The organism is Streptomyces sp. NPDC002742, assembly GCF_042888885.1.
Classification (GTDB): Bacteria; Actinomycetota; Actinomycetes; order Streptomycetales; family Streptomycetaceae; genus Streptomyces.
Genome location: NZ_JBIAQF010000015.1, coordinates 228976 through 246293 on the forward strand (window position 1 = coordinate 228976; position 17318 = coordinate 246293).

General features: G+C 70.8%; 12 protein-coding genes. 2 read left to right on the forward strand and 10 right to left on the reverse strand.

What is annotated here, in order from left to right; all coding sequences use genetic code 11:
• Positions 1-205: 205 nt before the first annotated feature.
• The 8 genes from ACFYW8_RS27125 to tkt all read right to left on the reverse strand — a co-directional run bounded on the left by ACFYW8_RS27125 (position 206) and on the right by tkt (position 10180).
• Positions 206-871, reverse strand: a complete 666-nt coding sequence (locus tag ACFYW8_RS27125; protein ID WP_389081393.1) for a TetR/AcrR family transcriptional regulator — start codon at positions 869-871, stop codon at positions 206-208.
• 311 nt (positions 872-1182) lie between these two features.
• On the reverse strand, positions 1183-1794 hold the full coding sequence (locus tag ACFYW8_RS27130) for a histidine phosphatase family protein (RefSeq protein WP_365872583.1): 612 nt from the start codon (positions 1792-1794) through the stop codon (positions 1183-1185).
• A 9-nt stretch (positions 1795-1803) separates the two neighbouring features.
• Positions 1804-2682 (reverse strand): phosphogluconate dehydrogenase (NAD(+)-dependent, decarboxylating), encoded by an 879-nt coding sequence (gene gnd, locus ACFYW8_RS27135; protein WP_365872585.1) that lies wholly within the window; start codon positions 2680-2682, stop codon positions 1804-1806.
• A gap of 10 nt (positions 2683-2692) precedes the next feature.
• Positions 2693-4336, reverse strand: coding sequence for a glucose-6-phosphate isomerase (gene pgi, locus ACFYW8_RS27140; protein ID WP_389081400.1), 1644 nt, complete (start codon positions 4334-4336; stop codon positions 2693-2695).
• A complete protein-coding gene (gene opcA / locus ACFYW8_RS27145) occupies positions 4329-5264 on the reverse strand; it encodes a glucose-6-phosphate dehydrogenase assembly protein OpcA (RefSeq protein WP_389081405.1) in 936 nt (311 codons plus the stop codon). The genes pgi and opcA overlap by 8 nt, the downstream gene beginning before the upstream one ends.
• On the reverse strand, positions 5261-6919 hold the full coding sequence (gene zwf / locus ACFYW8_RS27150; protein WP_389081410.1) for a glucose-6-phosphate dehydrogenase: 1659 nt from the start codon (positions 6917-6919) through the stop codon (positions 5261-5263). The genes opcA and zwf overlap by 4 nt, the downstream gene beginning before the upstream one ends.
• Entirely contained in the window at positions 6916-8085 is a 1170-nt protein-coding gene (gene tal, locus ACFYW8_RS27155; RefSeq protein ID WP_389081415.1) for a transaldolase, read from the reverse strand. Before tal ends, zwf begins: the two co-directional genes overlap by 4 nt.
• A 19-nt stretch (positions 8086-8104) precedes the next feature.
• Complete coding sequence (tkt, locus tag ACFYW8_RS27160; protein WP_389081420.1) at positions 8105-10180, reverse strand: transketolase; 2076 nt, start codon at positions 10178-10180, stop codon at positions 8105-8107.
• A gap of 145 nt (positions 10181-10325) precedes the next feature.
• Between tkt and ACFYW8_RS27165 the strand changes: the two genes are divergently transcribed.
• Positions 10326-11234: a helix-turn-helix domain-containing protein gene (locus ACFYW8_RS27165; protein ID WP_389081425.1), complete on the forward strand. Its 909-nt coding sequence runs from the start codon at positions 10326-10328 to the stop codon at positions 11232-11234.
• Between the two features lie 85 nt (positions 11235-11319).
• Here the strand turns inward: ACFYW8_RS27165 and ACFYW8_RS27170 are convergent, their stop codons facing one another.
• The gene (locus ACFYW8_RS27170; protein ID WP_389081430.1) at positions 11320-12720 is read right to left on the reverse strand and encodes a glycoside hydrolase family 16 protein; all 1401 of its coding nucleotides are present in this window, start codon (positions 12718-12720) and stop codon (positions 11320-11322) included.
• Positions 12721-12963: 243 nt separating this feature from the next.
• A complete protein-coding gene (locus tag ACFYW8_RS27175; RefSeq protein WP_389081492.1) occupies positions 12964-14244 on the reverse strand; it encodes an Ig-like domain-containing protein in 1281 nt (426 codons plus the stop codon).
• Between the two features lie 318 nt (positions 14245-14562).
• On the opposite strand from ACFYW8_RS27175, the gene ACFYW8_RS27180 reads away from it, so the two are divergent.
• Positions 14563-17318 (forward strand): FAD/NAD(P)-binding protein (locus ACFYW8_RS27180; RefSeq protein WP_389081435.1); only part of this gene is annotated, 2756 nt, incomplete at its 3' end.

Consider the following 17318-nt stretch of genomic DNA (forward strand, 5'->3'; position numbering starts at 1 on the left):
GCCCCGGTGATCCATCGTTCTGCGGGCCCTGCCCGCCCGGATCCTCCGGCCCGTCCAGGCCCAGGCGGAGGGTGTGCGACTCCGACGAGATCGCTGTGGTGCGTCGTGAGCCGGAGACGTTCGCGGCGGAGGTGTTCGAGCCGTTCGCGGGCGCGGACCAGCGCCGGTGGGGGCAGACGGGTCCCACCGGAAGATCTTCCCGTGCTCAGTCCGCCGCGCGGTCCGCGGTCAGATAGGCGATGACCATGTCGCCGAGCATCGCGCGATAGTGCTCCCGCTGGTCGGGCGCGATCAGGTCGCGGCCGAACAGGGCGCCGAACGTATGGCGGTTCGAGACCCGGAAGAAGCAGAAGGCGCTGATCATCGCGTGCAGGTCCACGGCGTCGACGTCGGCGGTGAACAGACCCGACTTCCGGCCGGCCGCCAGGATCCGGCCGATCACGTCGAGCGCGGGCGAGCCGATACTGCCCAACTCCTCCGAGGTGGCGATGTGTTCGGCCTCGTGGATGTTCTCGATGGTCACCAGGCGGATGAAGTCGGGGTGCGCCTCATGGTGGTCGAAGGTCAGTTCGGCGTGCCGGCGGATGGCCGCGACCGGGTCCAGATGCTCGACGTCCAGCTCCTGTTCGGCGTGCCGGATCACCGCGTAGGCGCGCTCCAGGACCGCCGTGAAGAGCCGCTCCTTGCCGCCGAAGTAGTAGTAGATCATCCGCTTCGTGGTGCTGGTGCGGGCGGCGATCTCGTCGACCCGGGCACCCGCGAAACCGGCGCGGGAGAACTCCTGGGTCGCCACGTCGAGAATCTCGGCCTTGGTGCGGGCGGCGTCACGGATGCGCCCGCCAGGTCGTGCCGGTTCTTCGGCGCTGGTCATCGGGTTCCTTCGGGCGGGACGGTCGGTGCCCGCGATTGTAGAAGCAGGGCGGGCCGACGTGGGATCGCCCAGGTTCCCTCTCCGCGCGTCGCCCTCGCCACCGGCGACGTGACCGAGGCCGCCCGGCGCGCTTGCGCGCGGCGGGCGGCAGTCTGCCGACGATACGCGCGAACCACCATGACGACCCGGCGTCCTCGGACGCGGCGGAGCCCCGGCCACCGGGTCGGTCCGGTCCGCCCGAGCGGGCGGACCGGAAACCTCTTCGGCTTCCACGGACCGGAAACCTTTCGGCTTCCACACCACCGTGGAAACTAGTGGACCGCGACGGAAGTCCCCGGCTCGTTCCACGTGGCGATCACCGGATCGCCGTGCTCGGTGGAGAGTCGGCTGACGGTTCCGGTCGAGAGCTGGAACAGCCGCCCCGACTCGGGCGGCAGCCCCAGCCGGCGGGCCGTGAGGACGCGCAGGAAGTGCGCGTGCGCCACCAGCACCACGTCACCGGGGTGGTTGCAGAGCGCGGCGTCCACCCGGGAGAGCACCCGGTCGGCGCGCACTCCCACTTCGCGGGGCGACTCGCCGGGGTGGCCGTCCGGGCCGGGCGGCACCCCGTCCTTCCACAGCACCCAGCCGGGCCGGGCCCGGTGGACGGCGATGGTGGTGACTCCCTCGTAGCCGCCGTAGTCCCACTCGTGCAGATCGGGGTCGATCCGCGCGCCGGACAGCCCCGCGAGCTCGGCGGTCCGGACGGCGCGGTCGAGGGGACTGGTGAGGACCTGGGCGAAGGAGCGCCCGGCGAAGAACGGCGCGAGGGACTTGGCCTGCTCCTCGCCGTGCCCGGTGAGCGGAAGATCGGTCCAGCTGGTGTGCTGTCCCGTCAGGGTCCACTCGGTCTCTCCGTGGCGGACCAGGATGAGATCGCCCATGGTCCTTCCCTACTTCGCCGACTCGACGGCGTGGCCGCCGAACTGGTTGCGCAGCGCCGCGATCATCTTCATCTGCGGCGAGTCGTCCTGGCGGGACGCGAAGCGCGCGAAGAGGGAGGCCGTGATGGCGGGCAGCGGGACGGCGTTGTCGATGGCCGCCTCGACGGTCCAGCGGCCCTCGCCGGAGTCCTCCGCGTGGCCGCGCAGCTTGTCCAGGTGCTCGTCGCCGTCCAGGGCGTTGACCGCGAGGTCGAGCAGCCAGGAGCGGATGACGGTGCCCTCCTGCCAGGACCGGAACACCTCGCGCACATCGGTGACCGAGTCGACCTTCTCCAGGAGCTCCCAGCCCTCGGCGTACGCCTGCATCATGGCGTACTCGATGCCGTTGTGGACCATCTTGGAGAAGTGGCCCGCGCCCACCCTGCCGGCGTGCACGAAGCCGAAGTCGCCCTCGGGCTTGAGCGCGTCGAAGACCGGGCGCACCTTCTCGACGGTTTCGGCGTCGCCGCCGACCATCAGCGCGTAGCCGTTCTCCAGGCCCCACACACCGCCCGAGACGCCCGCGTCGACGAAGCCGATGCCCTTGGCCGCCAGCTCCTCGGCGTGCTTCTCGTCGTCGGTCCAGCGCGAGTTGCCGCCGTCCACGACCGTGTCGCCGGCCTCCAGCAGATCGCCGAGTTCGTCGATGACGGACTGGGTGGGGGCGCCGGCCGGCACCATCACCCAGACCACGCGCGGGCCTTCGAGTTTGCCCACGAGTTCGGTGAGGCTGTGCACGTCGGCGAGGTCCGGATTTCGGTCGTAGCCGATGACGGTGTGGCCGGCGCGGCGTATGCGCTCGCGCATGTTGCCGCCCATCTTGCCGAGGCCTATGAGTCCGAGCTGCATTGTCAGTTCACTACTTTCGGAGAGTGCGGTAAGCGGCCACGAGGGCGGCCGTGGAGGGGTCGAGACCGGGCACGTCGGCGCCCTCGGTGAGGGCCGGCTCGACGCGCTTGGCGAGCACCTTGCCGAGCTCGACGCCCCACTGGTCGAAGGAGTCGATGTTCCAGATCGCGCCCTGGACGAACACCTTGTGCTCGTAGAGGGCGATCAGCTGGCCGAGGACCGAGGGGGTCAGCTCCCTCGCCAGGATCGTGGTCGTGGGGTGGTTGCCCTGGAACGTCTTGTGCGGCACCAGTTCCTCGGGCACTCCCTCGGCACGCACCTCGTCCGGGGTCTTGCCGAAGGCCAGGGCCTGCGTCTGCGCGAAGAAGTTCGCCATCAGCAGGTCGTGCTGCGAAGCCAGTTCGTCGCTGAGTTCATCGACCGGGTTGACGAAGCCGATGAAGTCGGCGGGGATCAGCTTCGTGCCCTGGTGGATCAACTGGTAGTACGCGTGCTGGCCGTTGGTGCCGGGCGTGCCCCACACCACCGGGCCGGTCTGCCACTCGACCGGGCGGCCGTCACGGTCCACGGACTTGCCGTTGGACTCCATGTCGAGCTGCTGGAGATACGCGGTGAACTTCGACAGGTAGTGCGAGTACGGCAGCACGGCGTGCGACTGCGCGTCGTGGAAGTTGCCGTACCAGACACCCAACAGACCCAGCAGCAAAGGGACGTTGGCCTCGGCCGGGGCGGTGCGGAAGTGCTCGTCGACCAGGTTGAAGCCGTTGAGCATCTCGCGGAAGCGGTCCGGGCCGATCGCGATCATCAGCGAGAGGCCGATCGCCGAGTCGTAGGAGTAGCGTCCGCCGACCCAGTCCCAGAACTCGAACATGTTGGCGGTGTCGATCCCGAAGTCGGAGACCTTCTCGGCGTTCGTCGACAGCGCCACGAAGTGCCGCGCCACCGCCTTCTCCTCACCGAGTCCGGCCAGCAGCCAGGCGCGCGCGGAGGTGGCGTTGCTGATCGTCTCGATCGTGGTGAACGTCTTCGAGGCGACGATGAACAGCGTCTCCGCCGGGTCCAGGTCCCGTACCGCCTCGTGCAGATCGGCGCCGTCGACGTTCGACACGAACCGCAGGGTCAGCGAGCGGTCGGTGAACGGGCGCAGCACCTCGTACGCCATCGCGGGGCCCAGGTCGGAGCCGCCGATGCCGATGTTGACGACGTTCTTGATGCGCCTGCCGGTGTGCCCGGTCCACTCGCCCGAGCGGACCCGCTCGGCGAAGCCGGCCATCTTGTCGAGCACGGCGTGCACGGCCGGCACGACGTTCTCCCCGTCGACCTCGACCACCGCGTCCCGCGGCGCCCGCAGCGCGGTGTGCAGCACCGCCCGGTCCTCGGTCGTATTGATCTTCTCGCCCCGGAACATCGCGTCCCGCAGCCCGAACACATCGGTGGCGGTGGCCAGTTCCTGGAGCAACGCCAGGGTCTCGTCGGTGATCAGATGCTTGGAGTAGTCGATCCGCAGGTCGCCGACCCGTACGACATAGCGCTCGGCGCGGGCGGGGTCGGCGGCGAACAGGTCACGCAGCCGCGGGTGGAGCAGCGCGGTCGCGCGGTGGTCCTCCAGGGCCACCCACTCCGGACGGCGTGTGGGCTTGGTGTGGTCAGACATGACTGGGGGTCTCCTCGGTGGCCTCGCCGCGCAGGGCGATGGCGTACATCTCGTCCGCGTCGAGGCGGCGCAGCTCCTCGGCGATCAGCTCGGAGGTGGAGCGCACCTTCAGGGCCAGGGTGCGGGAGGGCTGGCCGGGCAGGGACAGGGTCGCGAGCGGGCCTTCGGGGCGGTCGATCACGATCTCGCCGTTGTCGGTGCCGAGCCGGACGGCCGTCACCACGGGGCCCGCGGTGACGACACGTTCGGCCTTGACCTGGAGGCGGGCCTCCAGCCAGCGGGCCAGCAGTTCGGCGCTCGGGTTCTGCGCCTCGCTCTCGACGGTCGCCGAGATCACCTTCGTACGGGCCTGGTCGAGGGCCGCAGCCAGCATCGAGCGCCACGGCGTGAGCCGGGTCCACGCCAGGTCGGTGTCGCCCGGCGCGTAGGAGGCGGCGCGGGCGTCCAGCGCCTGGAGCGGGGTCTCGACGGCGTACATGTCGGTGATCCGGCGCTGCGCGAGGGCGCCCAGCGGGTCCTTGACCGGGTTTTCGGGCGCGTCCACCGGCCACCAGACGACGACCGGGGCGTCCGGCAGCAGCAGCGGCAGGACCACCGAGTCGGCGTGGTCCGAGACGTCGCCGTACGTCCGCAGAACGACCGTCTCGCCGGTCCCCGCGTCGGAGCCGACGCGCACCTCGGCGTCCAGGCGGGAGTTGGTGCGGTCGCGCGGGGTGCGGGCGACGCGCCTGATGACGACCAGGGTGCGCGAGGGGTGCTCCCGGGAGGCCTCCTCGGCCGCCTTGATGGAGTCGTACGCGTTCTCCTCGTCGGTGACGATGACCATCGTCAGGACCATGCCCACGGCGGGGGTGCCGATGGCACGGCGCCCCCGTACGAGTGCCTTGTTGATCTTGCTTGCCGTGGTATCGGTCAGATCGATCTTCATGGCCTGCGCCAGCTCCGTCCGTCTCGTGCGAGCATCTCGTCGGCTTCCTTCGGGCCCCAACCGCCCGAGGGGTACTGCGCGGGCTTGCCGTGCGTGTCCCAGTACCCCTCGATCGGGTCGAGGATCTTCCAGGACTCTTCCACCTCCTGGTGACGGGGGAAGAGATTGGCGTCGCCGAGCAGGACATCCAGGATCAGCCGCTCGTACGCCTCCGGGCTGGACTCGGTGAACGACTCGCCGTACGCGAAGTCCATGGTGACGTCCCGGATCTCCATCGAGGTACCCGGCACCTTCGATCCGAAGCGCACCGTCATGCCCTCGTCGGGCTGGACGCGGATGACGATCGCGTTGGCGCCGAGCTCCTCGGTGGCCGTGGAGTCGAAGGGGGAGTGCGGGGCGCGCTGGAAGACCACCGCGATCTCCGTGACCCGTCGGCCGAGGCGCTTGCCGGTCCTGAGGTAGAACGGGACGCCCGCCCAACGGCGGTTGTCCACCTGGAGTTTGACGGCCGCGTAGGTGTCGGTCGTCGACGCGGGGTCGATGCCGTCCTCCTGGAGGTAGCCGCGCACCCTCTCGCCGCCCTGCCAGCTCGCCGCGTACTGGCCGCGCACGGTGTGCTCGCCCAGGTTCTCCGGCAGCTTCACCGCCTTGAGGACCTTGAGTTTCTCGGCGAGCAGCGACTCGGCGTCGAAGGCGGCCGGTTCCTCCATGGCGGTCAGCGCCATGAGCTGGAGGAGGTGGTTCTGGATCACGTCACGGGCGGAGCCGATGCCGTCGTAGTAACCGGCCCGGCCGCCGATACCGATGTCCTCGGCCATCGTGATCTGGACGTGGTCGACGTACGACCGGTTCCATACGGGCTCGTACATCTGGTTGGCGAAGCGGAGCGCCAGAATGTTCTGGACGGTCTCCTTGCCGAGGTAGTGGTCGATCCGGAACACCTGGTCCGGGTCGAACACGTCGTGCACGATTCTGTTCAGCTCGCGCGCGCTCGCCAGGTCGTGGCCGAACGGTTTCTCGATGACCGCGCGCCGCCAGGAACCCTCCGGAGCGTCGGCCAGCCCGTGCTTCTTGAGCTGCTGGACGACCTTCGGGAAGAACTTCGGCGGTACGGAGAGGTAGAAGGCGTAGTTGCCGCTGGTGCCCCGGGAGGCGTCCAACTCATCGACGGACGAACGCAGTTGCTTGAAGGCCGCGTCGTCGTCGAAGTCGCCCGGGATGAACCGCATGCCCTCGGCGAGCTGCTGCCAGACCTCCTCGCGGAACTCGGTCCGCGCGTGCTCGCGCACCGAGTCGTGCACCACCTGCGCGAAGTCCTGGTCCTCCCAGTCACGACGGGCGAACCCGAGGAGCGAGAAGCCGGGCGGCAGCAGACCGCGGTTGGCGAGGTCGTACACGGCCGGCATCAGCTTCTTGCGGGACAGGTCGCCGGTGACGCCGAAGATGACCAGACCGGAGGGGCCGGCGATCCGGGGCAGCCGGCGGTCGCGCGGGTCGCGCAGCGGGTTGTCCCAGTCGGCCGCCGGGACGCCGAGCGCCTCGGCGAGGGCCTCGGGCGTCAGGCCGCCCGGTTCCACGGCCGTGTCACCGGATCCCTGCGGCGCGGTGGCCGCACCCTTCGGGTTGCCGTCGGAAAGCGTCTCACCCTTGGTCATTCCCCCTCAACTCCCTTGCCGCGCAGCGAGGTCGTCACCGCGTCGAGAAGATCTTCCCAGGCCGCCTCGAACTTCGAGACACCCTCGTCCTCCAGCTGTCCCACGACCTCGTCGTAGGAGATCCCGAGCGCCTCGACCGCGGCCAGGTCGGCACGGGCCGCCTCGTAGCCGCCGGTCACCGCGTCGCCGTGGATGTCGCCGTGGTCGGCGGTGGCGTTCAGTGTTCCCTCGGGCATGGTGTTGACCGTGCCCGGCGCGACCAGTTCGTCGACGTACAGGGTGTCCTTGTACGCCGGGTCCTTGACGCCCGTGGAGGCCCACAGGGGGCGCTGCTTCTGGGCGCCGGAGGAGGCGAGGGCCGTCCAGCGGGCGCCGCCTTCCGCCGAGCCGTCGGCGGAGCCGAACACGTCCTCGTACGCCTCGTAGGCCAGCCGGGCGTTGGCGAGTGCCGCCCTGCCCTTGAGCGCGAGGGCCTCGTCGGTGCCGATCTTCGCGAGCCGCTTGTCGATCTCGCTGTCGACCCGGGAGACGAAGAAGGAGGCGACGGAGTGGATGCCGGCGAGGTCGATGCCCGCGGCCTGCGCCTTCTCCAGGCCCGCGAGATAGGCGTCCATGACCTCGCGGTAGCGCTCCAGCGAGAAGATCAGCGTGACGTTGACGCTGATGCCGAGGCCGATGACCTCGGTGATCGCCGGGAGTCCGGCCTTCGTCGCGGGGATCTTGATCATCACGTTGGGACGGTCGACCAGCCAGGCGAGCTGCCTGGCCTCGGCGATCGTCGCGGCGGTGTGGTGGGCGAGCCGGGGGTCGACCTCGATGGAGACCCGGCCGTCACGGCCGTCGGTCGCCTCGAACACCGGGCGCAGGATGTCGGCGGCGGCCCGCACGTCCGCGGTCGTCATCATGCGGACGGCCTCGTCGACCGTCACCCCGCGCACGGCGAGGTCGGCGAGCTGCCGCTCGTACCCCTCGCCCGAGCCGATGGCGGCCTGGAAGATGGACGGGTTCGTGGTGACGCCCACCACGTGGCGGGTCGCGACGAGGTCGGCCAGGTTGCCGGACTCGATCCGCTTGCGGGAGAGGTCGTCCAGCCAGACGGAGACGCCTTCGTCGGAGAGGCGCTTCAGGGTTACCGCGGTCGCGGTTGCTTCGGTCACAGTGATCATCTTCCTTTGTGCGATCGGATCAACCGCGGACTGCGGTAAGGGATTCCCGCGCGGCGGCGGCCACGCGGTCGGCTGTGAAGCCGAACTCGGCGAACAGCGTCCCGGCGTCGGCCGAGGCGCCGAAGTGCTCCAGCGACACGATGCGTCCCGCGTCACCGACGTACCGGTACCAGGTCAGACCGATGCCGGCCTCGACCGCCACGCGGGCCTTCACGGACGGGGGCAGGACACCGGCCCGGTACTCCGGGGACTGCTCCTCGAACCACTCGACCGACGGCATCGACACCACGCGGGTGCCGACCCCCTCGGCCTCCAGCAGCTCGCGCGCCGCGACGGCGAGCCGCACCTCGGAGCCGGTCGCGATGAGGAGGACGTCCGGGGTCTCGGTGGAGGAGTCCCGCAGCACGTAACCGCCGCGCGCCGCGCCGGAGTTGGCCGGGTAGGTCGGCACGCCCTGACGGGTGAGCGCCAGACCGTGCGGGGCCGGGTTCGTGGCGTGCCGCTTGAGGATCTCGCCCCAGGCGACGGCCGTCTCGTTGGCGTCGGCCGGGCGGACGATGTTCAGACCGGGGACGGCGCGCAGCGAGGCCAGGTGCTCGACCGGCTGGTGGGTCGGGCCGTCCTCGCCGAGACCGATCGAGTCGTGCGTCCAGACGTACGTCACCGGGAGCTGCATCAGCGCGGAGAGGCGGACGGCGTTGCGCATGTAGTCGGAGAACACCAGGAAGGTGCCGCCGTAGACGCGGGTGTTGCCGTGCAGCGCGATGCCGTTCATCTCCGCGGCCATGGAGTGCTCGCGGATGCCGAAGTGGATCGTGCGGCCGTACGGGTCGGCCTCCGGCAGCGGGTTGCCCTCGGGGAGGAAGGACGACGTCTTGTCGATGGTGGTGTTGTTCGAGCCGGCCAGGTCGGCGGAGCCGCCCCACAGCTCGGGGAGCACGGCGCCGAGCGCCTGGAGGACCTGGCCGGAGGCGGCGCGGGTGGCGACGGACGCGCCTTCCTCGAACACCGGCAGCGCGGTCTCCCAGCCCTCGGGCAGCTGGCCCGCGACGATCCGGTCGAAGAGCTTCGCGTTCTCGGGCCGTTCGGCGCGCCACGCGCCGATCCGCTTGTCCCAGTCGGCGTGCGCCTCGGCGCCCCGGTCGAGGGCCTGGCGCGCGTGGGCCAGCACCTCCGGGTCGACCTGGAAGGTCCGCTCCGGGTCGAAGCCCAGGATCCGCTTGGTGGCGTCGATCTCCTCGGCACCCAGCGCCGATCCGTGCGCGGCCTCGGTGTTCCGCGCGTTGGGTGCGGGCCAGGCGATGACCGTGCGCATCGCGATGATGGAGGGGCGCCCGGTCTCGGCCTGCGCCGCCTTGAGCGCCGTGTACAGGGCGTGGACGTCGATGTCGCCGTCGGGCGCGGGCTCGATCCGCTGCACGTGCCAGCCGTACGCCTCGTAGCGCCCCAGCACGTCCTCGGAGAAGGCCGTCGCCGTGTCGCCCTCGATGGAGATGTGGTTGTCGTCGTAGAGGAAGACGAGGTTGCCGAGCCTCTGGTGGCCGGCGAGCGAGGACGCCTCGGCGGAGATGCCCTCCTCCAGGTCGCCGTCGGAGACGATCGCCCAGACGGTGTGGTCGAAGGGGGACTCGCCCTCGGGGGCCTCGGGGTCGAAGAGGCCGCGCTCGTAACGGGCGGCCATCGCCATGCCCACCGCGTTGGCGGCGCCCTGGCCGAGCGGACCCGTCGTGGTCTCCACGCCCGCCGTGTGACCGTACTCGGGGTGACCGGGCGTCTTGGACCCGTGGGTACGGAACGCCTTCAGATCGTCGAGGCCGAGTTCATAGCCTGACAGGAAGAGCTGCGTGTAGAGGGTCAGCGAGGTGTGGCCGGGGGAGAGGACGAAGCGGTCGCGGCCGGTCCACTCCGGGTCCGCCGGGTCGTGACGCATCACCTTCTGAAAGAGCGTGTACGCCGCCGGGGCCAGGCTCATCGCGGTTCCGGGGTGACCGTTGCCGACCTTCTGCACGGCGTCGGCGGCCAGAACGCGGGCGGTGTCGACGGCGCGGCGGTCGAGCTCGGTCCAGGTGACGCCGTCGGAGCTCTGCGTACTCATCTTCAAGAAGTCCTCACGGAATGAGCGGACAGTGGTTTCCGCGTTCAAACCTAAAAGTCAGACTTTTGCCGGGGAAGGTGCCCGTGTGTCAGCCTTCGGTGAAAGTGGGACACGCAGGGTCGTGGCGAGCCGACGCGAGAAGGACATGACGGACAGAACCATCCAAGGCGGCGTCGAGGGCGCAGGCGGCCAGGACGGGATCAGGACGTTCCCGTTCCCGGCCGATCTGAGCCTGTCGGGCGTGGGCATGCAGGTCGGCGCGATGGGGTCCGGGCGCACCTGGCACGCCGACGCCCCGCTGGAACGCGTGCACCGCATCGACTTCCACGTCGTGATGCTCTTCCACGAGGGGCCCGTCCGGCACATGATCGACTTCGCCGAGCACGAGGCCCACGCGGGCGACGTCCTGTGGATCCGGCCCGGCCAGGTCCACCGCTTCTCCAGCACCGACCGCTACCGCGGCACCGTCCTGACCATGCAGCCCGGCTTCCTTCCCCGCGCGACCGTCGAGGCGACCGGCCTGTACCGCTACGATCTGCCCCCGCTGCTGCGCCCCGACGCGGGCCGGCTCGTCGCCCTGGAGCACTCGCTCACCCAGCTGGAGCGCGAGTACGTCGACACGACCACGCTGCCGCTCAGCCTGCACACCTCGGTGCTGCGGCACTCGCTCACCGCGTTCCTGCTGCGCCTCGCCCACCTCGCGGTGAGCTCCGCCGAGGCGGCCCGCGAGCACACGGACACCACCTTCACCCGCTTCCGGGACGCGCTCGAGAAGGACTTCGCCGTCAACCACAGCGTCAGCGCCTACGCCGACACCCTCGGATACTCGCGCCGCACCCTGGTGCGCGCGGTGCGCGCCGCCACCGGCGAGACGCCCAAGGGATTCATCGACAAGAGGGTCGTCCTGGAGGCCAAGCGGCTCCTCGCCCACACGGACATGGCGATCGGGCGCATCGGGGTCGCCGTCGGCTTCCCGGACGCGGCCAACTTCTCGAAGTTCTTCCATCAGCACACGGGAGCGACCCCGGTGGCCTTCCGGGCCGAACTGCGCTGAGAGGGGAGGACCTTTCGGTCCGCCCCCCTCGGTGGCCGAACCTCAGCGGCCGTACTTCCGGCAGCCGAGATCCCGGTGGCTCACCTCAGTGCCCGAAGTCGAACCAGTTGACGTTCACGAAGTCCGCGGGCTGGCCGCTGGTGAAGGTCAGATAGACATCGTGGGTTCCGGTCACGGAGCCCATGTTCGCGGGCACGGTCCTCCAGGACTGCCAGCCACCGGTGTTGCCCAGGGCGAAGCTGCCGACAGGAGTGCTCGTACGGCTGTCGAGGCGAACCTCGACCAGGCCGCTGACCCCGCCCGCCGCGCCGCTCGCGACCCGGCCGTAGAACTGGGTGGCCGCCGTGGAGCCGAAGTTGACCCCCTTGTAGAGCGCGTAGTCGCCGTTCGCGATCGAGGCGATGTTCTGGCCGCCGCCGGTGTCCGTGGTGGTCTCGGTGCCGACGCCGCTCTGCCCGTCGTACGACTCCGCCTGGATGGCGCTGTACGCGTCACGGTTGCCGGTGGGCGGCGGAGTGGTGCCACCACCGCCGGCCGACTGGAGCACCTGCACGTAGTCGACGACGAGCGGGTGGCCGGGTACCGTGCCGCTGTCCGGACCGCCGCCGAAGGCACCCGGGAAACCGCCGCCCATGGCCACGTTCAGGATCATGAAGTAGCCGTGGTTGGTGGCGTTCGTCCAGGTGGTCGCGTCGACCTGGTTCGCCTTCACCGTGTGGAAGTTGACGCCGTCGAGGTAGAAGCGGATCTCCTCGGGGCTCGTCGACCTGTCCCACTCCATCGCGTACGTGTGGAAGCCGGCCTGGCATGTCGTGCCCGTGCAGGGCGTGTTGTTGCCGATGCCGCTGGTCTCGTTGCACGGGCCGCCCGGGTTGGTGCCGCAGTGCATCGTGGCCCACTCGGTGTTGAGGCCCTGGACGTTCTCCATGATGTCCAGTTCGCCGACGCTCGGCCAGTTCTGGTAGTTGCCGCGGTAGGGCGCGCCCAGCGCCCAGAAGGCGGGCCAGTAGCCCTTGGCGGCGGCGCCGGTCACGTTCGGCATCTGCAGCCGCGACTCGATGCGGAGTTTGCCCCCGGCGGGCGGCTGGAAGTCGGTGCGCCTGGTCTCGATGCGGCCCGAGGTCCAGTTGCCCGAGGCGTCGCGGCGCGGGGTGATCAGCAGGTTCCCGCCGCCGTCCAGGGCGACGTTGCTGGTGCTGGAGGTCATCGTCTCGACCTCGCCGGTACCGAAGTTGGCGGGCCCGCCGGGGTAGCTGGTGCCCGTCGTGTACTGCCAGTCGGCGGTGTTGACGCCACTTCCCGCGGCCCCGTTGAAGTCGTCGAGGAAGACCTGGGACCAGCCGGTGGGGGGTGTGGGGGCGGACGCGTTCGCGGGGAGGGTGGCCGCGGTGGCGGCGGCCGCCGCCAGGCTCAGCGTGCTGAACACGGCGATGAGCACGCGCCGGACGGAGCCGCGTCTGACGGGTGTGCCGGAAGTTTCACTCATGGGTGCCTCTTCGCGTACGGAGTGTGGGGTGCGCGGGTGGGGGTGTGAGAGCGCTCCCATGGCCAGTTGAGAGCGCTCTCACAGCAGCTGCGCGGCCAATGTGCTCTCTGTCACTCCGGTCGTCAAGAGGTGAAGCCGAGAAAGTCCTTTAGCCGTCAGGGAGTTCACGCCGTGAAAGAAGGGGTCTCCTCGAACGAGCCTGAAGGTGAGGCCAGTTGGCGCCCGCTCGGTGGACGGCGGCCGTCAAACGGCGCTTCCGGCCTTCCAGTCGGCCCACGACAGGTTCCAGCCGTTCAGGCCGTTCGACGCTTCGACGGTCCGCTCGCCCGAGTTCTGGACGACCACCACGTCACCGAGCATCGAGCTCTCGTAGAACCTGTAGCCCGGTACGGAGCTGTCGTTCGCGCCCTTCGTGTCGTGCAGGCCGATGCAGCCGTGGCTGGTGTTGCCGCTGCCGAACACCGAGGCCGCGGCCCAGTAGTTGCCGTGGATGAAGGTGCCTGAGGTGGTCAGGCGCTGGGCGTGCGGCACGTCCGCGATGTCGTACTCGTCGCCGAGCCCGACGGTCGAGGACTCCATCCGCGTCTCCTTGAACCGCTCGCTGATCACCATGATCCCGGACCAGGTGGTGTGGTCGGCGGCGCCGCCGCTGACCGGGTAACGGGCGAGGGCCGCCCCGTCCCGCTCGACCGTCATGGTCTTCTTCGCGAGGTCGACGGTGCTCACCTGGCGGCGGCCGATGTGGAAGGTGACGTCCTTGGACTGGACGCCGTAGACGCCCTCCGTTCCCTCGACGTCCTTGAGGCGCAGGCTCAGCGTGATCCTCGTGCCCGCCGCCCAGTACCGCGCGGGACGGAAGTCGAGCCGGGTGTTCCCGAACCAGTGACCCACCACCTCGACCGCGGGCTCCGACGTCACCGTGATGGCCCTTTCGACGGCGGCCCGGTCCGTCACGGCCTTCGTGAAGTTGATCGACACGGGCATGCCGACCCCGGACGTGGAATTCGCCTCGGGCGTGAAATAGCCCGCGAACGTCTCGCCCGGGGACTTCGTGACGAAGGTCGCGGTGTGCTCCGAGGCACCCGCCGCTTTCGCCGTGACCGTGTATCTGGTGCCCGAATACGGATTCCTGGCCGAGGTCCACCGCGTACGGTCGTCGTTGAAGGATCCGGCCAGAACGGAACCGTCGTTGCCGGCCACCTCGACCGCCGACAGCGTGCCGTTCGCCACCCGGACCTCGACCGGGCTGGTGAAGTCGGCCTTCTTCGTGCCGTCGGCGGGGGAGACGGTGACGGTGGCCACGCTCACCTGGGCCTTTGGCGTCGTCCCGGCCCCGGCGTCGTCGGTCGCCGTCGCGCCCTTCCCCTCGGCGGCGTCCGCCGGGTCACCGCACCCGCTCAGCGCGAGAGCCGGTACGGCGGCGCCGAAGGCAGCGAGGATTCCCCGCCGTGACCAGGACGGACGCTCCGGACGAAGCCGTGCCCGTCCCGGAGCCGCCGGTGCGGAATCGGGCCGATTCGATATCTCAGGGACGCCCACGGAACGCCTTTCGTCGGTTCTTCGCTCACCACCACTGCGGGGGCATCCTGCGCGACTTCCATGGGTTGATTCTTTGAATCCGGCCGCTCCGGCCTGAGATTCCGGTGAAGACGCGCGGGGAGACGGCCTGAATCCACGGTTGCCGGGCGGCCCTCGATTGTGAACAGAGTATGAAGCGACTTACCGGACCCCTGAGATTTCCGTGAGACTCCCCTTCCGGGAGCCCTCTCCGGCCTCTTCGGTCGCAGAGCGAAGGAGGAGTTGCGCTTGCCGGTTCCGCGACAGACCACGCCGGAGGTATCCGTGAATCCAGCCCGCGAGCGGCACACCGTGGCCATCGTCGGAGCGGGCGCCGCCGGCACGCTCACCGCCGTGCAGCTGTGCGAGACAGCGGCCCGCCGGCGCACACCCCTCGACCTCGTCCTGGTCGACCCCGCCCCCGAGGCCGGACGCGGCACCGCCTACGCCACCACCGATCCCCGGCACCGGCTGAACGTGCCCGCCGGCGGCATGAGCTGCTACCCCGACGACCCCGGCCACTTCACCCGCTGGCTGTGCCGGCACGGCGAACCCACCGTCGGAGGAGCCGATTTCGCCACCCGCTACCGCTACGGCGCCTATCTCGCCGACACCCTGGCCCGGGCGATCGTCCACGCCCACGGCACCGTCACCGTGCACCGGCTGCGGACCAGGGCGGAGGGCTGCGCTCCCACCCCGGACGGCAGACTGGAGCTCCGGCTCGCGGACGGGGAGAGCCTCCTGGCCGACAGCGTGGTCCTCGCCACCGGACCGGCGGCCACGACAGGCGACTGGGCCCCGCACGGACTCCGTACCTCCGAACGGTTCATCGGCTCCCCCTGGGCGCCGGGAGCCCTCGACGGGCCGCTCGCCGAACCGGCCGCCCGCGCGGAGGACGGCGAGCAGGACGGCGCGAGCCCCGATGTCCTGCTCGTGGGCACCGGACTCACCGCGGTCGACCTCGCGCTCAGCCTCGACCGTCCCGGACGCACCGTGCACGCCCTCTCCCGCACCGGTCTGCTGCCGCAGCCGCACGCGTTGAGCCCCGCCCCGGCGATGGCCGCGCCCGAAGGGCTCGACGCACCCACCCTGTCCACGCTGCGCCGGACCGTCTACCGCCACATCGGCCGCGCCGTGCGCGCCCATGGCGACTGGCGCCCCGCGCTCGACAGCCTGCGGCCGCACACCGCGCGCCTGTGGCGCAGCCTCACACCCGAGGAACGTGCCGCGTTCCTGCGGCGGGAGGGCACGCTGTGGAACACCCACCGGCACCGGATGGCGCCGACGACGGCCGAGTCGGTGGCCCGCGCGCGCACGGCCCGGCGGCTGCGCGTCCACACGGGCGGGATCACCGACGCCGTCGCGCGGCCCGACGGCTCCGTGCTGGTCACGCTCTCCGACGGCCTTCACCTCACCGCCGGTTGGGTGATCGACTGCACCGGACCGGGGCCGCGCCCCGAAGACCCCCTGTGGCGCTCGCTCTTCGACACGGGTGCCGCCGTGACCGGCCCGCTCGGCCTGGGCGTCGCGACCCGTGACGGCCGCCTCCTCGACGCCGGGGGCCGGACCACGCTGCCGGTGTTCACCCTCGGCGCACCGCGCCGCGGCGAACTGTGGGAGACGACCGCAGTCCCCGAGATCCGCGTCCAAGCCGCCGAACTGGCCCAGGAGTTGCTCGAACCGCTGGCTCGGCGGCGACGCCCCGCCCGCCGTCGGCCCGTCGACGCGCACGGGCTCCCGCTGTCCACCCACGCCGAGGCCGCGGCCGCCCACCGCACCGGCCTCGAACGGGTCCTGAAGGTCAGGGCCGGTGCCGAGGCCGCCTTCTCGCGCGCCGTCGCCCTCGACCCCGGCTTCGCGCTCGGGCACGCGGCCCTCGCCCTGCTGGGCCACGAGTGCGGCGCCGACGTCGACGTACCGCGGGCGCTGGCCGACGCGCAGCGCTGCGCGCGGGAACGGGCCGACGAACGCGAGCGCTCCTTCGTGGACGTGGTGACCCGCCGGGTGCACGGTGACCTTCCGGACGCGGGGGCCGGCGCACTGCTCGGGCACCTCGCGGCGCACCCCGCCGACGCGCTGGCGCTCGCCGTAGCCGTGCCCACCATCGCCTTCTCCGGCATCAACGATCTCGACACGGCCTACGCGTTGGGCCTGGTCGAGCGTGTCTCGCCCGCGTACGAAGGCCATTGGTTCCCGGCCTCGCTCCTCGCCTTCCTGCGCCAGGAACAGGGCCGCTACGACGAGGCCGCCGAGCTGGCCGGGCGGGCTCTGGCCGCCGAACCGGCCTCCGGACACGCCGTGCACGCGCTCGCCCACGTCCACTACGAGTCCGGGGCCCACGAGACCGGCCGTGAATGGCTGGACTCCTGGGTGTCGGGACACGGCCGGGGCGCGGTCCACCGGGCGCACTTCTCCTGGCACATCGCCCTGCACGAACTGGCCCTGGACGACAGGGCCGCCGTCCGCAGACGCTGGTTCGCCCAGCTCTCGCCGGGGCGGGTGACCGGCGTACGCGCCCTGGTCGACTCGGGGTCGCTGCTGTGGCGGGCCCGGCTCAGCGACAGCTGGCGGGGGCGGGTGCCGGTGGCGGACGTCCTCGACAGCGTCGCCCGCGAGATCGTGGAACGGCCCGCGACCGCCTTCACCGCGCTGCACGCCGCGGTCGCCCTCACCGCCGCCGGTGACCTCGCGGCACTGCGCCGGCTGCGCGACCACGCCGCCGGGGCCGATCCCGTGCAGCGCGAGGTCGTCGTCCCCCTCTGCGAGGCCTTCGCCGCCCTCGTCGAGGAACGCTTCCACGAAGCCGCCCGGGGGCTGGACGCGCTCCTTCCCGTTCTCGGCCGCGTCGGCGGCAGTGCGGCCCAGCGCGAGGTCGTCGAGGAGACCCTGCTGTACGCCCTGGTCGCGGGGGGGCGCGGCGGGGCGGCCCCCCCCCCCCACGCCACCCCCCACCCAAAAAACAAAAAAAAGAAAACAAAAAAAAACACACAAAACCCAACCCCCCCACCCAACAACAACAACCAAAAAAAACAAACAACCAA